Source organism: Streptomyces lincolnensis, assembly GCF_001685355.1.
Lineage (GTDB): Bacteria > Actinomycetota > Actinomycetes > Streptomycetales > Streptomycetaceae > Streptomyces > Streptomyces lincolnensis.
Genome location: NZ_CP016438.1, coordinates 3,696,127 through 3,710,551, shown reverse-complemented (window position 1 = coordinate 3,710,551; position 14,425 = coordinate 3,696,127). Strand labels below are relative to the sequence as shown.

Annotated in this window: 12 protein-coding genes and 2 tRNA genes; 8 read left to right on the top strand and 6 right to left on the bottom strand. The window is 68.1% G+C overall.

The genetic code is table 11. The features are described from left to right. Positions 1 to 5: 5 nt before the first annotated feature. Complete coding sequence (locus SLINC_RS16345; protein WP_067432911.1) at positions 6 to 293, bottom strand: chaplin; 288 nt, start codon at positions 291 to 293, stop codon at positions 6 to 8. Between the two features lie 196 nt (positions 294 to 489). Then, positions 490 to 1,449, bottom strand: coding sequence for a D-2-hydroxyacid dehydrogenase family protein (locus SLINC_RS16340; protein WP_067445408.1), 960 nt, complete (start codon positions 1,447 to 1,449; stop codon positions 490 to 492). Between the two features lie 97 nt (positions 1,450 to 1,546). Here SLINC_RS16340 and SLINC_RS16335 point away from each other — a divergent pair, with 97 nt between their 5' ends. Continuing rightward, a complete protein-coding gene (locus tag SLINC_RS16335) occupies positions 1,547 to 2,986 on the top strand; it encodes an NAD(P)/FAD-dependent oxidoreductase (protein ID WP_067432907.1) in 1,440 nt (479 codons plus the stop codon). A gap of 42 nt (positions 2,987 to 3,028) precedes the next feature. Here the strand turns inward: SLINC_RS16335 and SLINC_RS47990 are convergent. Beyond that, a tRNA-Arg gene (locus tag SLINC_RS47990) sits at positions 3,029 to 3,099 on the bottom strand. A 166-nt stretch (positions 3,100 to 3,265) separates the two neighbouring features. On the opposite strand from SLINC_RS47990, the gene SLINC_RS47985 reads away from it, so the two are divergent. Beyond that, the gene (locus tag SLINC_RS47985; protein WP_152039026.1) at positions 3,266 to 3,757 is read left to right on the top strand and encodes a hypothetical protein; all 492 of its coding nucleotides are present in this window, start codon (positions 3,266 to 3,268) and stop codon (positions 3,755 to 3,757) included. Between the two features lie 276 nt (positions 3,758 to 4,033). On the opposite strand, the gene SLINC_RS16330 is transcribed toward SLINC_RS47985, so the two are convergent. Then, positions 4,034 to 4,306, bottom strand: a complete 273-nt coding sequence (locus SLINC_RS16330; RefSeq protein ID WP_067432903.1) for a hypothetical protein — start codon at positions 4,304 to 4,306, stop codon at positions 4,034 to 4,036. Between the two features lie 1,678 nt (positions 4,307 to 5,984). Between SLINC_RS16330 and SLINC_RS47980 the strand changes: the two genes are divergently transcribed. Then, a complete protein-coding gene (locus SLINC_RS47980; protein WP_152039027.1) occupies positions 5,985 to 6,368 on the top strand; it encodes a hypothetical protein in 384 nt (127 codons plus the stop codon). Between the two features lie 382 nt (positions 6,369 to 6,750). On the opposite strand, the gene SLINC_RS47975 is transcribed toward SLINC_RS47980, so the two are convergent. After that, complete coding sequence (locus SLINC_RS47975; RefSeq protein WP_152039028.1) at positions 6,751 to 7,326, bottom strand: hypothetical protein; 576 nt, start codon at positions 7,324 to 7,326, stop codon at positions 6,751 to 6,753. 808 nt (positions 7,327 to 8,134) lie between these two features. Between SLINC_RS47975 and SLINC_RS16320 the strand changes: the two genes are divergently transcribed. Continuing rightward, positions 8,135 to 9,061, top strand: coding sequence for a nuclease-related domain-containing protein (locus tag SLINC_RS16320; protein ID WP_067432900.1), 927 nt, complete (start codon positions 8,135 to 8,137; stop codon positions 9,059 to 9,061). A gap of 8 nt (positions 9,062 to 9,069) precedes the next feature. After that, positions 9,070 to 9,447, top strand: coding sequence for a site-specific integrase (locus SLINC_RS16315; RefSeq protein ID WP_067432898.1), 378 nt, complete (start codon positions 9,070 to 9,072; stop codon positions 9,445 to 9,447). Between the two features lie 178 nt (positions 9,448 to 9,625). Here SLINC_RS16315 and SLINC_RS16310 read toward each other — a convergent pair. After that, positions 9,626 to 9,698 (bottom strand) — tRNA-Arg (locus tag SLINC_RS16310). Positions 9,699 to 10,018: 320 nt separating this feature from the next. On the opposite strand from SLINC_RS16310, the gene SLINC_RS16305 reads away from it, so the two are divergent. From SLINC_RS16305 to SLINC_RS16295, 3 genes are all read left to right on the top strand, one after another. Beyond that, on the top strand, positions 10,019 to 11,626 hold the full coding sequence (locus SLINC_RS16305) for a dynamin family protein (RefSeq protein ID WP_067432896.1): 1,608 nt from the start codon (positions 10,019 to 10,021) through the stop codon (positions 11,624 to 11,626). Positions 11,627 to 11,629: 3 nt separating this feature from the next. After that, positions 11,630 to 13,657, top strand: coding sequence for a YfjP family GTPase (locus SLINC_RS16300; protein WP_067432893.1), 2,028 nt, complete (start codon positions 11,630 to 11,632; stop codon positions 13,655 to 13,657). Positions 13,658 to 13,935: 278 nt separating this feature from the next. Beyond that, entirely contained in the window at positions 13,936 to 14,412 is a 477-nt protein-coding gene (locus SLINC_RS16295) for a single-stranded DNA-binding protein (RefSeq protein WP_067432889.1), read from the top strand. The last annotated feature ends 13 nt before the right edge of the window (positions 14,413 to 14,425 follow it).

Here is a 14,425-nt window from a genome sequence, read left to right as displayed (position 1 = left end):
GTCGATCAGTGGCCGTAGCCGGCACCCGGGCCGGGGTGGCCCTTGCCGTGGCCGCCGTCGTTGACGCAGGTGTTGCCGAAGGCCGGGTTCAGCAGGCCGATCACGTCGACGGTGTTGCCGCAGAGGTTGACCGGGACGTTGACCGGAACCTGGACCAGGTTGCCCGACAGGACGCCCGGGGAGTGCACGGCCTTGCCCTCGGCGCCCGCGTCGGCCATGGCCAGGCCGGCGCCGCTGAGGACCGCGGCACCGGTGCCGAGGGCGACACCAGCGACCTTCGCGATGCGAGACATCACGTTCTCCTTTGACTCGGTGAGCACGACGGCAGGACGCGCCGTCGCACTTCCCCTTCAACGCCGTCACTCACGGCTGGTAACGGCGATCGGGCGGGGATCACTCTTTTTGAACAGAGGTCCGGGTCGGCGGCGCGGCGCGGAGGCACGGGAGCACGGAGGCAGGGAGGCCGGGAGGCCGGGAGGCACGGTGGCGTCAGGGCAGTCGCCGTAGCGGAGAACCCGCCAGGAACGCCTGGATGTTCTCGACCGCCTGGCCGTAGTACGTCTCGTAGTTGGCGCGGGAGACATAGCCGAGGTGGGGTGTGGCCAGCAGGCGGGGGGCCGTGCGCATCGGATGGCCGGCGGGGAGGGGCTCGGTGTCGAAGACGTCGACTCCGGCGCCGGCGATCCGGCCCTCGCGGAGGGCGGCGAGGAGGGCGTCCTGGTCGACGATGGCGGCCCGCGAGGTGTTGACCAGGTAGGCGGTCGGCTTGAGGAGGGCGAGTTCGGCCGGGCCGAGCAGTCCGCGGGTGCGGTCGCCGAGCGCGAGGTGGACCGAGACGAAGTCGCTGCCGGCGAGGAGGTCCTCCTTGGACGGCGCGAGGTCGACGCCCACCTCGTCGGCGCGTTCCTTGGTGAGGTTCTGGCTCCAGGCGGTGACCCGCATGCCGAAGGCGAGGCCGACCTGGGCCACCCGGCTGCCGATCTTGCCGAGGCCGAGGAGTCCGAGGCGGCGGCCGTGCAGGTCGGCGCCGACCGTCCGCTGCCAGGGGCCGTTGTCGCGCAGGGCGCCGCTCTCCTCGACGATCCCGCGGGCCAGGCCCAGCAGCAGGGCCCAGGTCAGCTCGACGGGCGGGGTGGACGAGCTCGCCGTACCGCAGACCGTGACGCCGTGCGCCTCGGCGGCGGCGTAGTCGATGACGGAGTTGCGCATGCCGGAGGCGACGAGCAGCTTCAGGCGGGGGAGACGGGCGATCAGGGAGGCCGGGAAGGCGACGCGTTCGCGCAGGGTGACCACGATGTCGGCGTCCGCGAGGGCCGCGGCGAGGGTGTCCTCGTCGGGGAAGTGGGTGTCGTACGAGACGACCTCCACCTCGTCCGCGAGCGGTGACCAGTCGGCGAGCTCGGTCGCCACCTGCTGGAAGTCGTCGAGCACGGCACAGCGCAGCGGCACGTCGGGTCCCTTCGGTTCCTCTCCGGTCAAGGGGGCCGACTTTACGGGGCGTTCGTGTGAGGGCGGTGGGGCGGTGGGGGCTGGGAGGATCTCGGGTATGAGTGATGGGTTACGTGCGTCGCGTGCGGGTGGTTGTCGTGTCGTGGTCGTCGGGGCGAGCATGGCCGGCATGTTGGCGGCGGCCGCCGTGAAGGATCACGTGGGCTCAGTCGGCTCAGTCGAGATCGTCGAGGCCCATGAGGTGCCCGAGGGGCCCGAGCCGCGTACCGGGGTGCCGCAGGCCGTCCACATCCACTTCCTCCAGACCGGCGGCATCGAGGCGGTCGAGGCGCTGCTGCCGGGCACGGGTGACCTGTTGACGGCCGCGGGCGCGCACCGCATCCCCGTGACCACGAACATGGTCGTCCACTCGCCCGAGGGCTGGTATCGGCGCTGGCGGCGCTCCACCCACCAGCTGATCAGCGCGAGCCGGGACCTGATGGACTCCGTCGTCCGGAAGCAGGTGTTCGCGGACCCCCGGGTCGGTCTGCGCACGCACACCAAGGTCGTCGGGCTGCTGGGCGACCGCCGTGCCGTCACGGGTGTGCGGCTGCGTGCCGCCGACGGTACGGAGACGGACCTGCGGGCCGATCTCGTCGTCGACGCCTCCGGCCGGGCCACCCGTCTGCCCCGGTGGCTGGAGGGGCTGGGCATCACCGGTCTCACGCAGGACGAGGTCGACTCCGGGCTGGTCTACGCCAGCCGGGTGTATCGGGCTCCCGTCCCCGCCCGGGACTGGCCCTTCGTCGGGGTGCAGGCCGACCCGCGGCTGCCGGGGCCCGCGAAATCGGGCGGCATCCTGCCGATCGAGGGGGGCCGTTGGCACGTCAGCCTGATGGGTGCGCCCGGCGGCCGTCCCACCCGTGCCCCGGACGCCTTCGTGCCCTTCGCCCGCACCTTGCGCCACCCCGTCCTGGCCGACCTCCTCACCCACGCCGAACCCCTCACCGACGTCGCCGTCACCCACAGCACCGCGAACCGCCGCCACCACTACGAACGGCTCCGGGCGTGGCCGGAGGGGCTGGTGGCGCTCGGGGACTCCGTCGCGGCCTTCAACCCCGTGTACGGGCAGGGGATGTCGGTGGCCGTGCAGGGGGCGTTGGCCTTGCGGGACGTGTGGGCGGACGGCCCGGCTCCAGGTCTCGCCCGGCGCGCCCAGCGGGCCGTCGCCCGGTCGGTGGACGCGGCCTGGGCGCTCTCCACCGGGCAGGACATCCACTTCTCCACCACGAACGGCAGACGTCCCGGCGTCGCCGACCGGCTTCTCCACCGTTACGTCAGCCGCCTGTCCCGCACCGCGACGGGTTCCTTCCACGCGGCCACGGCCCTGACGGACGTCCTGGCCCTCCAGGCCCCGCCCACGTCCCTCGTCGGCCCGCGCATGCTCCTGACGGCCCTCGCCGGCCCGCTGCGCCCACCCCTCGACGAGCCGTGCTTCACCGAAGCGGAACGCCGACTTCTGGACAAACTCGCCGGGCCTGAGCCCGTTGAGCGGTAGACAGCAAAAACGCCCTCCCGAGGGGAGGGCGGAGACTTGCGCCCCCGGCAGGACTCGAACCTGCGGCCAAGCGCTTAGAAGGCGCTCACCTGGTGCAGCGTCACCGTATGGCTGACCTGCGCAGTCCTGGCTGGTAGATCAATCAAGTTGTGCATCTTCGACACGTATTCGACTCGATCTTCATAGGTGACGGTAGACAGAGGGCACGCCACCAGCCATTGGATCTACGAACGATCCGTACTCGCCCTCGTCAACCTGTGAGGGTCGTACGCTTCCTGTATGGAGCTGGGGACTCTCGCGGTTGCCGCCATCGGAGCCATCTTCGGTGTCGGGACAACGCTCGTCACGGATCTCGCTCGGTCACGCAGAGAACAAGATCGATACTGGGGCGAGACGAAGCGGGGTGTATATGCACGCTTCCTGACGTCTCTGGCGCATACGCACAGCAGGATGATCGTTGGGGCGTTTCGTGATCACCCGGCGGATGTCCGACGAGACAGAGTGCACGACGCCTTCCATAGCGACCCTCAACATAGTGATGCCGCGTCCATGCTGCGAGAATTGGCTATCGTCGCACCCGATCACGTCTATCAAACCGCCCTACCGGTCTTTGAGCGGCTCCGTGTCATTCGAGAAACCCTTGCTGTCGAGTCTCTTCGCCCGGAATCTGCCGAATATGCAGCGGTACGGGATCCGTTTCTCGCAGGCATGGAAGCATTGCAACAGGTGATGCGTGACGATCTGCAACCACCATCTTCGCGGCATCGCTGATTGAGGCAGATCGATCAGCGGAGTCTCAACGGCCGAGTCAAGCCGACAGGTGGTGCCGTCCGGCAGCCAAGTACGGCGCCTGTGGTAGATCTTGCGTAACGCCCCCTCTATGCGAACTACGGGCACGAAGTCCGTTGAGGTCTCCCGACTTGGTCATGGGGTTGGCAGCGGTCCGGGACCGTCACCTGCGGTCGCCACGGTTGCTGTACTTCCGTGCTGTACCGCAGTCCCCTTCGGATGAGGCTGGGCCCCGACCTGAGCCGGGGCCCGTGACGCTCACCCGAAGAGCGCGACCTCTATCTCGACCATGCGCTGCGCGACGTCTGCCTTGATCTCTTCCCGGGACCGCTGAGACTTCGGCCGGTCGGGGATCTCGCGCAGTACTTGGCTCCGCACGATGTCAGCCATGCGCGGCTCGATGTCGATGACGGTCTCGTAGAGCGCCCTGGGTGCGTCCTCGGCCGGGACGATGGTGCGAATCAGGAGCCTCGCGCCTCCGTCCGGCGTGGCTTCGAGTGCGAACTTCATCAGCCTGTGTGCTTCCTGCATGGCGTCTCCTTGGTCGGTGCCCGTTGTCCTGATGGGCTCCGCCCGCCACGGTTCTGGGAGGGGTGCAAGGTGGAGCACCCTGCCGGATGAACGACCTTGCACCCCTCCCAGGTTCGTGGTGCCCTCGGGGATCAGGTCAACGGGTGCCAGCCAAGGAACCCAGCGTCAGCTAGACAGTCGGCGAACGGCTATCTGATCCGTAGCTCTATTTGGATCGGTCAGTGCCGGTCATAGCAGTCACATTGGGGCTTCCAAGGCGTGCTACTGGGCGGAGTTGGTTGCTGTACTTCGTTGCTGTACAGCAACGGCTCCGGAGGGCGCTTCGGTCTCAGACATGTGCACAGGTCACTGCCTCTGCGCGCACCGATTATCGGGTGACCGGTCCACGAATGGTCCACAGCCTCGCCGCCAGTCTCCTGGTGGTCAGACGCGCTCAGCTCGAGCGACTGCGTCAGCGCGTGGCGCCATGTCGGGCTCGTGTGCAGGGGCGGCCACCCAGGAATAGAGCATGAGGCACGCTTCTTCGAGTAGGGCCACACAGTCGTTCCGGTTGGATTCCGCTATGTACTACCCCTCCCCGCTCGGAAGAGACACACTCAAAACAGCACGCCATGTGAAATTGACATTTGGCTTGGGCTGTCCGGCTCCATCCCAGGAAAAGATCCGTATCTGTAGGTCGACCTCGGTCGGCGGTGGTGGTGGACCGGGCAGCACGGGTGGCGGCACCTGAACCACATGAGTTAAGAACACGGGATCGTCGGACCGGACCGTAGCTGTAACCCAGACCTCGTCTTCTGACGCAATCTTCCATTCGTCCCAGCAGACGAAGTTACGCACATGTATGATCGTCGAACCGTCAGATCCCGTCGTGGCGTAGCCCATTAGGTCGAGAAGCCGCGTTGGAGTGCAGACATTTGGCCATTGGGGTGCAGGAGGCGCAAGCCCGATTGTTCGCTGCGCTACAACGCCGAATCGGCCAGGTTCGTCCCACCGCATATACGCCCCGATAGAATAGCGAACCCTAAGTACATTGCCAGGGAATTTTATCTCGGTTCCGACCTCCGGAGTTGCAGCACCAACAGCTTCCTGATCCATTTTTCACCTTCCAATTAGATTTTGCCTAGCTTGAGCGACCCAAGGCTGCACTCAGTTAAAGATAGTGTCAACCTTCTGAGCGCTTCTTGTTACTTTTAGGTGCAGAATTATTGATCTACCCGTGCGATCCAAAGAGGGGGTTGAGCGTCGTGTGGCCTGTGAGTGGCTTCGTAGCTCAGGATGCACAAGTTGAAGTTGCGAGATACTGCCCTGCAGGCGAGAGGCTCCCTGGATGATCCACGGAGGGCCTTGACTGGCGTGCTCGATAGGACTCGAATGTGAGAGTTTCTAATCCGCGGCTTATGTCAGAAGGATACTCCCGACTACACGAGTCGCCGCCGGGTTGCCAATCGGCATTATAGAGGCGAGACGGACCGCTGTGGCTACTATAATTCACTGTTGTGCAGCTAGGGCTGTGAAGCGTCTCGTTTCCTCAATTGGGCCCGCGTGGCCCCTGTTGGGGGCCCTCTCGTGCGAGTAGATTCGAGACTTGCCGCGCCCAGAGGCACTGCCGCAGGGCAACTCCGCGGTCCGCCGTTGCCTACGACGGCTCGGCCTCCAATCGAAGTAAGGGGAGCGATCAATGGCGCAGTTCGCCCAATTCGTTGCTGTTGGAGGTACAGACGACGCTTTTCGTCTACCAGATTCGACCAGCAACAGAACCACGCGCACCTTCGACTTGCCCGATCTGGACCCTGAACGGAAGTCCGTTCTGATGTTCAAGGTGGCGATGTCTGGGAACATATCCCTCACCATGCAGATAAACGACAACCCCGGGCTTTCAATCAACTTCTCGCTAGAATCGCGGTCAGACTTGGATGCGCTTCGTTCGTGGCATGAAGTCTTAGACGCTCACGCGGTCAGAGAATCCAAGAACATTCTTATAATTAAGGGCGAGGGTGGTGGTGTCGGCGCGGCCGTGTCGGTGTCAGACATCGTAGTTCTCTACCATGCCAACACGGATTAGGCTGGCCAACAGGCCTTGCTTCGTAGGTTGGTGGAGTCTCAATGGCCGAGGCAAGCCTTCGTCTGGTGTCGACATTCATCGATCTCGAAAACCGTTGTGGCGCAAGTCACCGTGGGTTCAAACCCCAGCGGCCCCCGACCAGGTAACTCGGTCGGGGGCCGTTCTCGTGTGCTCTGTCCGTCAACCACCGTGGTTCCCCGCCAATTGCCGGTCGATCGGGCACGGCAGGGGCACGGGCACCTTCTGATCCGTAGCTCTGTGTGGAGCGGTCATTGACGGTCGTATGGAGCGTGCATGGGTCAGGGGCGGTTGCCCTTGCACCGAAGTGGTCGTTGCGGTTGCTGTACTTCATTGCTGTATCGCAGCGAGGAGCCGAGGCGCATCATGCTATCCGTCCGAAGATCCACTTTCTCTGCCTTGGGCTCGGCGGGGTGTGGATTACCTGGCGAGCGGCGTTGAAGAACACTGTGCGTGCTGCATCGGCGCGTTCTCGCAGCTCGTCCAGTTCCTCAGTGGCTGCTTCGTCCAGCGGAAACCGGACCTGACGAACTTTTTGGACTACCGTCTCCGCCGTGCCGGCGAGGGCGACACATGCCGCATCAACGATGTTGGGACCCAGCAGTTGTACTCGCTCAAGGGGCTGGTCGAGGTCCCCCTTGATCTTGAGGGACTTGTTCCAGATGTACTCTTCCGTCGCCTCGATTAGATCGCCCTCGTATGTGGCCTCCCGATGATCCCACTCCTCGTCGTTTGAGGGTGGTAGATCGATAAGTTTCAAGATGCTTGCGTCCCAGGAAGCGAGAAGAACTGTAAAGGCTTCCTGCCGTTGCCCTCGGAGCCATTGCTCGTGCTCCACTACCGCCTCGTCCCGAACCTGCCAACGCCCGAAGCAGACGCCAGCAAGCACACCCACGACACCTATCAAGGCGGCGATCACGGTCGCCTGCTCTGCAGTCATGCTTGAAGTGTGCCGGGGGCTGGCCCCTAACCTCGATCTTTCGTGACGGTCCACCGACTACGTCGGTGGACCGTCACGAAAGATCGAGGTTAAAGCACGACGTTGGGGCCATGATCTTCGAGGCTCCCCCCAAAGTGGCTGGCTAAAGTCACGGAGTCGATCACCCCGGCCACGTCGGGTTTCCCCTCCTTGACGGCCGCGTCCGCCGTCCGGCCGGTGGCTTGGCGCCGACTCGTCGCGCCGCTCGAACGCCTGCGTATCTGGCAGCGTCGGTCCGCGTGCCGCCGCCACCACGATCCGGCCTCTTTCGGTAGCACAAAGCGTCTTTTACGTGCACCGTTGGGGATCACATCTGCCCCCGTGCCCGTGTTGGTATGTGGCCGCTGCGTGTGGCGACGGACGGGCGGCGCGGCGCGGCCGGTGGCGGAGACATGGAGGCGGCGCGGCGGCGACCGGCCGGCGCCGCCGCGCTTGCGCGGCCCTCGGTGATCCGACCTACGTGTGTAGGCAACTGGGTGGAAAGGGGTGCGTGATGGCCCCTGAAACGGGAGCGTTGGGGTTTGGCAGCTGTTGTTCTTTTCCCTCTCCGAGGCCGGATCGTGGTGGCGGCGGCATGCGAGCCGGAAGCGGCCGTTGATGCGCTTGGGCGGGAGTCGCGGCCAGCGATCGAAGAGCGCCGTTGCCCACCGGCCGAGCGAGCGCAGCGAGCCTTGATAGACGTAGGGAAACTCTGACCGCAACGCGTTCTTGCCGGGTGCGTGATCGGCTGCTCCCATGTGTTTGGGGACGACACGCATGGGGGGCGCCCATGAGCCATCTCACGGTGAACTCGTGGAAGCGGCACGGCAAGGATCGGCTTTATGTGAATCTGCCCGACGGGACCGCCGTTGCGTGGGCGGATCGGCCGACGAAGGTCATCACGATCAAGGTTGAGAAGTATCGGCGCGAGGCTGTGGCTCTGCTGCGGAGGTATCTCGGTGACTCGGCGACGATACGTCCTCCCTCGCAGCAGTCCGGCCCGGCGGCGGTAGCGCCGTCTGCTGGAAGGTCGCATCCGCGGTCCGATGTGCGCAGCGTGCCGCCCCAGCGTGATCGGCCGACCCCTCTGCCGGATCTCACTGTTGCCGACGACTTGGCGGAGAACCGTCCCGGCGCGGCCGTACTGGAGACGATCGCCGCTCGTGGTCCGTCGGCGGCCGACCGGCTCTGGTCGAGGATGCTTCGCCGCCCTTCGGAATGGGACAGCTGGTACACCGGCCTTGCGGGTGAACGGCGCGTGGGACGGGAGCTGCAACGTCTTACCGCGCACGGTTGGCGGGTGTTGCACGGGGTGCCCAAGTCCAACGGCGGGGACATCGATCACTTATTGATCGGCCCCGGTGGCGTGTTCGCCATCAACACCAAGCACCACCAAGGTGCCTCGGTCTGGGTCGGGGACACCATGGCCAAGGTCAACAACGGGCAACCCGTCCCGTACGCGGCGGCCAGTAAGGCGGAAGCGGCCTACGTCCAAGGCGTGCTGGAACGGCACTGCGGGTTCCCCGTCCCGGTGGAACCGGTCCTCGTCTTCGTCGGGATCACCGCACTGCACCGCGCGGCCACGCAGTACACCGTACGGATCTACCAGGAGCGCGAGGTCTCAGCCCTGGCGCCTCTCACCGGCAAGCTGACGCCTGATCAAGTGGAACGCATCTACGCCGTCGCGCGGCACCGACGCGCCTGGTTGCGTCCTTGATGCCTCACGTGTCGGACTACGCCGGCCGACGGGCCAGCAGCTCGGGAAACTCCTCCTGGGAGAACGCGCTTCTGTTCCAGGGCGAGAACGGCGGCATCCTGGCGGGCTCAGTGATCCGACGAGCCTGGCGTAGCGCTCGTCAGACGGTCCTGGCTCCGCACGTCTTCGACTCGCCGACCGGCAAACGCGTGTACGACATCCGACACACCCGCCTCACCAAATGGCTGAACGACGGGATCCCGCCCGCGCAGGTGGCCGAGTGGGCCGGCAACAGCGTGCCTGTGCTGCTCGCCACCTACGCCCGGTGTGTCGATGGGCAACTGCCGGATCTGAAGAAGCGCCTTGAAGCCGCCGGAGACCTCCCCGAACTGCCCGACGCTGGTTGATCTTCGGCCAAAGAACTTCGACACGTATTCGACACGGCCACCCGCAAAAACCCGGTGACAACCGGACGGCCCCGGAGTGCTCCCTTGATCGCCAGGGGAGTGCCCGGGGCTTCGTCGTGCCCAGCTATACCGGCTCTGAGCAGCAAAAACGCCCTCCCGATGGGAGGGCCGAGACTTGCGCCCCCGGCAGGACTCGAACCTGCGGCCAAGCGCTTAGAAGGCGCCTGCTCTATCCACTGAGCTACGGGGGCCGGTGTGTGGCCGCTGTCGTGGGTGCCCGGGTGTGGGCGGTTCCGTGACGTTGCCGGGGACAAGGATAGGGCTCCCGCATCCTTGTCCCTGTTGCTTCGCCTCCGTGGCTCGATGTGGAGGTTCGGTGAAGCGGTCCTGATAATCGCAGGCAGGTACGAATCGTGCACCGCTTTTGGCGTCTTGCGCCCCGGGTGTTGTGCACTCGTTATGCCTGGACTGTGCCTCTGTCCCAGTCGCCCCTTCCGTCCCTTGTGTTCCGTCGGCGCGCAGACATGCTCATATGCTTCAGAATTCCCCTAAAATTGGGCATTCTTCGCATGTGGTGACCTTGGACGTACGGCCTCAGCTGCTCGACGCACTCTCCGCCCTGCGCGACCGTGTCGCCGCCGCACGCTTTCCGCTGCCCCTGGCGGGTGCGCCACGCGCGCGTGCCAACCGCGACGAACTGCTCGCCCAGCTCGACGACTATCTGGTGCCCCGGTTGAGACAGCCCGAAGCGCCGCTGCTGGCCGTGGTGGGCGGTTCCACCGGGGCCGGCAAGTCGACGCTCGTCAACTCTCTTGTGGGACGGCGGGTGAGCGAGGCGGGCGTGCTGCGGCCGACCACACGCACCCCCGTGCTCGTCTGCCATCCGGAGGACCATCACTGGTTCAGCGGCATGCGGGTGCTGCCCGACCTCACCCGCGTGTGGGTGCCCCAACAGGAGCCCGATGACGAGCTCCTGCTGCCTGGCGAGAACCCCGCGCGCGTGCTGCGGATCGAGACCGCCGACACCCTGCCACCCGGCCTCGCCCTCCTGGACGCGCCCGACATCGACTCCCTCGTCGCGGACAACCGTGTCCTCGCCGCCGAACTGATCTGCGCCGCCGACATCTGGGTGATGGTGACCACGGCCGCCCGTTACGCCGACGCCGTGCCCTGGCATCTGCTGCGCACCGCCAAGGAGTACCGGGCCACCCTCGTGACCGTCCTGGACCGGGTGCCCCACCAGGTCGTCTCCGAGGTCTCGCGCCAGTACGGAGCGCTGCTCACCAAGGCCGGACTCGGTGACGTGCCCCGCTTCACCGTGCCCGAGCTGCCCGAGTCGGCCTGGGGCGGCGGGCTGCTGCCCGCCACCGCCGTGGCCTCGCTGCGCACCTGGCTCGTCCAGCAGGCGCAGGATCCGGCGGCCCGTCAGCACTCCCTGGCGCGCACGGCGTACGGCGTCCTGGACTCGCTCAAGTCCCGGATGCCCGAGCTGGCAGGCGCCGCCGCCGCGCAGTACGCGGCCGCCCTGCGGCTCACCTCCGCCGTCGACTCGGCGTACGACAGCGAGTACGCGCGCGTGCGGGGGCGCTTGCAGACCGGGGCCGTGCTCGCCGGGGACGCGCTCAAGCGCTGGCGGGCCTTCCCGCTCGACTGCACCGCGAGCGAGCTGCTCGACGCCCTGGTGGAGAGTCTGGGCGCGCTCCTGCTGTGCGCGATCACCGCCGCCGACGAGCGCATCGACGAGGCCTGGCGGCGCGAACCGGCGGCCGACGCCCCGGAGTTGAGCGGCCGGGATCCGTCCCTGGAGAGCGCCGAGCACCGGATCGGGATGGCCGTACGGCGGTGGCGGCGGGAGCTGGAGGAGTTCGCCGAGGAGGAGATCCGCGACCTCGACCGCTCTGTCGCGCCGGATCCCGAGGTGATCGCCGCGCTCGTCGCCACCGCGCTGCTGGGCGGCCGCCGGGCCCGGCCCGGCGGGGAGGGGCTCGCCGAACGGATCGGCGCGCACGGGGCGCTGCGGCTGCGTGACCGGGGCGGGCGGCTGCTCGCCGACCATCTCGACCGGGTCATGCACGCCGAACGCGAACGCCGCCTCGCCCCCCTCGACGCGCTGGAAGTCCACCCCGAGCCCCAGGCCGAACTCATCGCCGCGCTGTCCGTGCTGCAGAAGGAGAGGTGACCGGTGACCGCCGTCACAGACCAGGACCAGGACCACACGGAACCCACGGATCATCCCGATCGCGCGGATCACGCGGATCACGCGGGCGTCGGTGATTCCGGGCCCGCGCCGGCCGAGGACGCCGTATCCGACGATGTCTCCGAAACCGCGTCCGCGGAGGGTGCGTCCGAGGGCGACGGTCCCGGGGATGCCGAAGCGGACAGCAATGCGGACAGCAATGCGGACGGCGATGTGGACCGCGGCGCGGCGGGGGACAAGCCCGCCGGCGACACGGTGCCCGAGGAGCCCGCACGGACCGAGGAGCGCTCGGACGGCCGCCACGCGCGCGTGAAGGCGGAGTCCGAGGGCTCCTGGGACGACGGCCTCATCGCGCGTCGCGTCACCGAGGAGACCGCCGCCGCGCAGCCCGTCGTACTGGAGACCAGGGCGTCCGCCCCCCAGACGGTGACCCCGCTGGCCTACGACGGTCCCCTGCGCTCCCGGCTCGACGCGCTGCGCGAACTGGTGGGGCTCTCGCGTACGCGGCTGGACAGCCGGACGCTCTCCGAGGCGGGCCGGGTGCTGGACGAGGCGGCGGCGCGGCGGCGGCTGTCCGGGCAGCACACCGTCGTCGCGATCGCGGGCGCGACCGGGAGCGGCAAGTCCCAGCTGTTCAACACGCTGGCCGGGGTGACCATTTCGGAGACGGGCGTACGACGGCCCACCACGGCGGCGCCCATCGTGTGCAGTTGGAGCGACGGGGCGGCGACCCTCATCGACCGGCTGGGCGTCCCGGGGCGACTGCGGCGGCGGCCGGTGCAGAGCGCGCAGTCGGAGGCGCAGTTGCGCGGGCTCGTGCTGGTCGACCTGCCCGACCACGACTCGGCGGCCGTGCAGCACCGCGAGCAGGTGGACCGGATCCTGGCGCTGGTGGACGCGGTCATCTGGGTCGTCGATCCCGAGAAGTACGCCGACGCCGTCCTGCACGAGCGCTATCTGCGGCCGATGGCGGGCCACGCGGAGATCATGTTCGTCGTCCTCAACCAGATCGACCGGCTGCCCGGGGAGGCCGCCGAACAGGTCCTCGACGATCTGCGGCGGCTGCTCGACGAGGACGGGATCGCGCTCGGGGAATACGGCGAACCGGGCGCGACCGTGCTCGCGCTGTCCGCGCTCACCGGGGACGGCATCGGTGAACTCCGGGAGGCGCTCGGCCAGTTCGTGGCGGAGCGCGGGGCCCCGGCGCGGCGGATCGCGGCCGATGTGGACGCCGCCGCGTGGCGGCTGCGGCCCGTCTACGCCACCGGGCGGCGCACCGGGCTGAGCGAGGAGGCGCGGGACGAGTTCGCCGCCCGGCTCGCGGAGGCGGTGGGCGCCACCGCGGCGGGCGAGGCGGCCGAGCGCGCGTGGCTGCGCAACGCCGGACGGGCGTGCGGGACGCCCTGGCTGCGGTTGTGGCGCTGGTACGAGGACCGGCGTGAACCCGCCACGGGACGGGTGCTGTTGCGCGCCCAGGCGGACGAGGAGGCCACCGCGCGCCAGCGGGTCGAGCAGGCGGTGCGCACGCTCGCCGAGCGGGCCTCGACCGGGCTGCCGGCGCCGTGGGCCCAGGCGGTGCGGGAAGCGGCCGTACGCGGTTCACAGGGACTGCCCGAGGCGCTGGACGAGCTGGCGGTGCGGGCCGGACTGCCTCCGGGACGGCCGCCGCGGCCGGGCTGGTGGCCGGCGGCCGTGCTGGCGCAGGCGTCCATGACAGTCCTCCAAGTCCTCGGCGGGCTGTGGCTGTTGGGGCAGATCATCGGGTTCATGGCGCCGAACCTGGGGGTTCCGGTGCTGCTGATGGTGGCCGGCATCGTCGGCGGCCCGCTCGTCGAGTGGAGCTGCCGGATCGCGGCACGAGGGCCCGCCCGGCGCTACGGCACGGAGGCCGAGCGGCGGCTTCGGGAGGCGGCCGCGGGGTGTGGGCGGGCGCGGGTGCTGGATCCGGTGGCGGCGGAGTTGCTGCGGTACCGGGAAGTGCGGGAGCAGTACGGGCGGGTGGTGGGGGTGTGACCCGGACGAGGGTGTGCCCCGGGCGGGGGTCTGACCCGGGGGCCCCGACGGGCCGGCGCCCGGGTCCCTCGTAGGGGTGATTCCCTCGTACGGGTGACGGAGATATCCACAGGTGGGGCGGTGGTCCACAGGGCTCGGCGGGCTCGGCCCGGCGGAGGCAGTCTGGCTTCACGTGATCGCGGCGGACGCGGTCGTGACGAAGACGGAAGCAGCCGTACGGGACGGGCCCGTACGTGTGTCCGCCCGGCCCCGGCGGCCGGGAGAGGGAGGGGTTCGAGATGAACGAGACCATGGTCGCGGTGGTGGGCAATGTGGCCACGCAGCCGGTGTACCGGGAGCTCGCGACGGGGGCGTCCACGCGGTTCCGGCTGGCGGTGACCGCCCGCTACCTGGACCGCGAGAAGAACGTGTGGACGGACGGCCACACCAACTTCTTCACGGTGTGGGCCAATCGGCAGCTGGCCACCAATGCGACGGCCTCGCTCAACGTGGGCGATCCGGTCGTCGTGCAGGGCAGGTTGAGGGTGCGGACGGACGTGCGTGAGGGGCAGCAGCCCCGGACCTCGGTGGACATCGACGCGATGGCGATCGGCCACGACCTCGCACGGGGCACCTCGGCCTTCCGGCGCGCGAAACCGGGGGAGGCGGTGACGGTGGCCGGGGCCGGTGCGGCCGGGCAGCCGGAGCCGGACTGGGAGACACCTGGTGCGGACGCCGGTGCCCAACGGCATCCGGAACCCGCCGCCGTGACATGACGTCACGCGAAGA

Coding starts and splice junctions, on each gene's coding strand:
- SLINC_RS16345 (WP_067432911.1), bottom strand. CDS start 293: ATGTCTCGCATCGCGAAGGTCGCTGGTGTCGCCCTCGGCACCGGTGCC.
- SLINC_RS16335 (WP_067432907.1), top strand. CDS start 1,547: ATGAGTGATGGGTTACGTGCGTCGCGTGCGGGTGGTTGTCGTGTCGTG.
- SLINC_RS47985 (WP_152039026.1), top strand. CDS start 3,266: ATGGAGCTGGGGACTCTCGCGGTTGCCGCCATCGGAGCCATCTTCGGT.
- SLINC_RS16330 (WP_067432903.1), bottom strand. CDS start 4,306: ATGCAGGAAGCACACAGGCTGATGAAGTTCGCACTCGAAGCCACGCCG.
- SLINC_RS47980 (WP_152039027.1), top strand. CDS start 5,985: ATGGCGCAGTTCGCCCAATTCGTTGCTGTTGGAGGTACAGACGACGCT.
- SLINC_RS47975 (WP_152039028.1), bottom strand. CDS start 7,326: ATGACTGCAGAGCAGGCGACCGTGATCGCCGCCTTGATAGGTGTCGTG.
- SLINC_RS16320 (WP_067432900.1), top strand. CDS start 8,135: ATGAGCCATCTCACGGTGAACTCGTGGAAGCGGCACGGCAAGGATCGG.
- SLINC_RS16295 (WP_067432889.1), top strand. CDS start 13,936: ATGAACGAGACCATGGTCGCGGTGGTGGGCAATGTGGCCACGCAGCCG.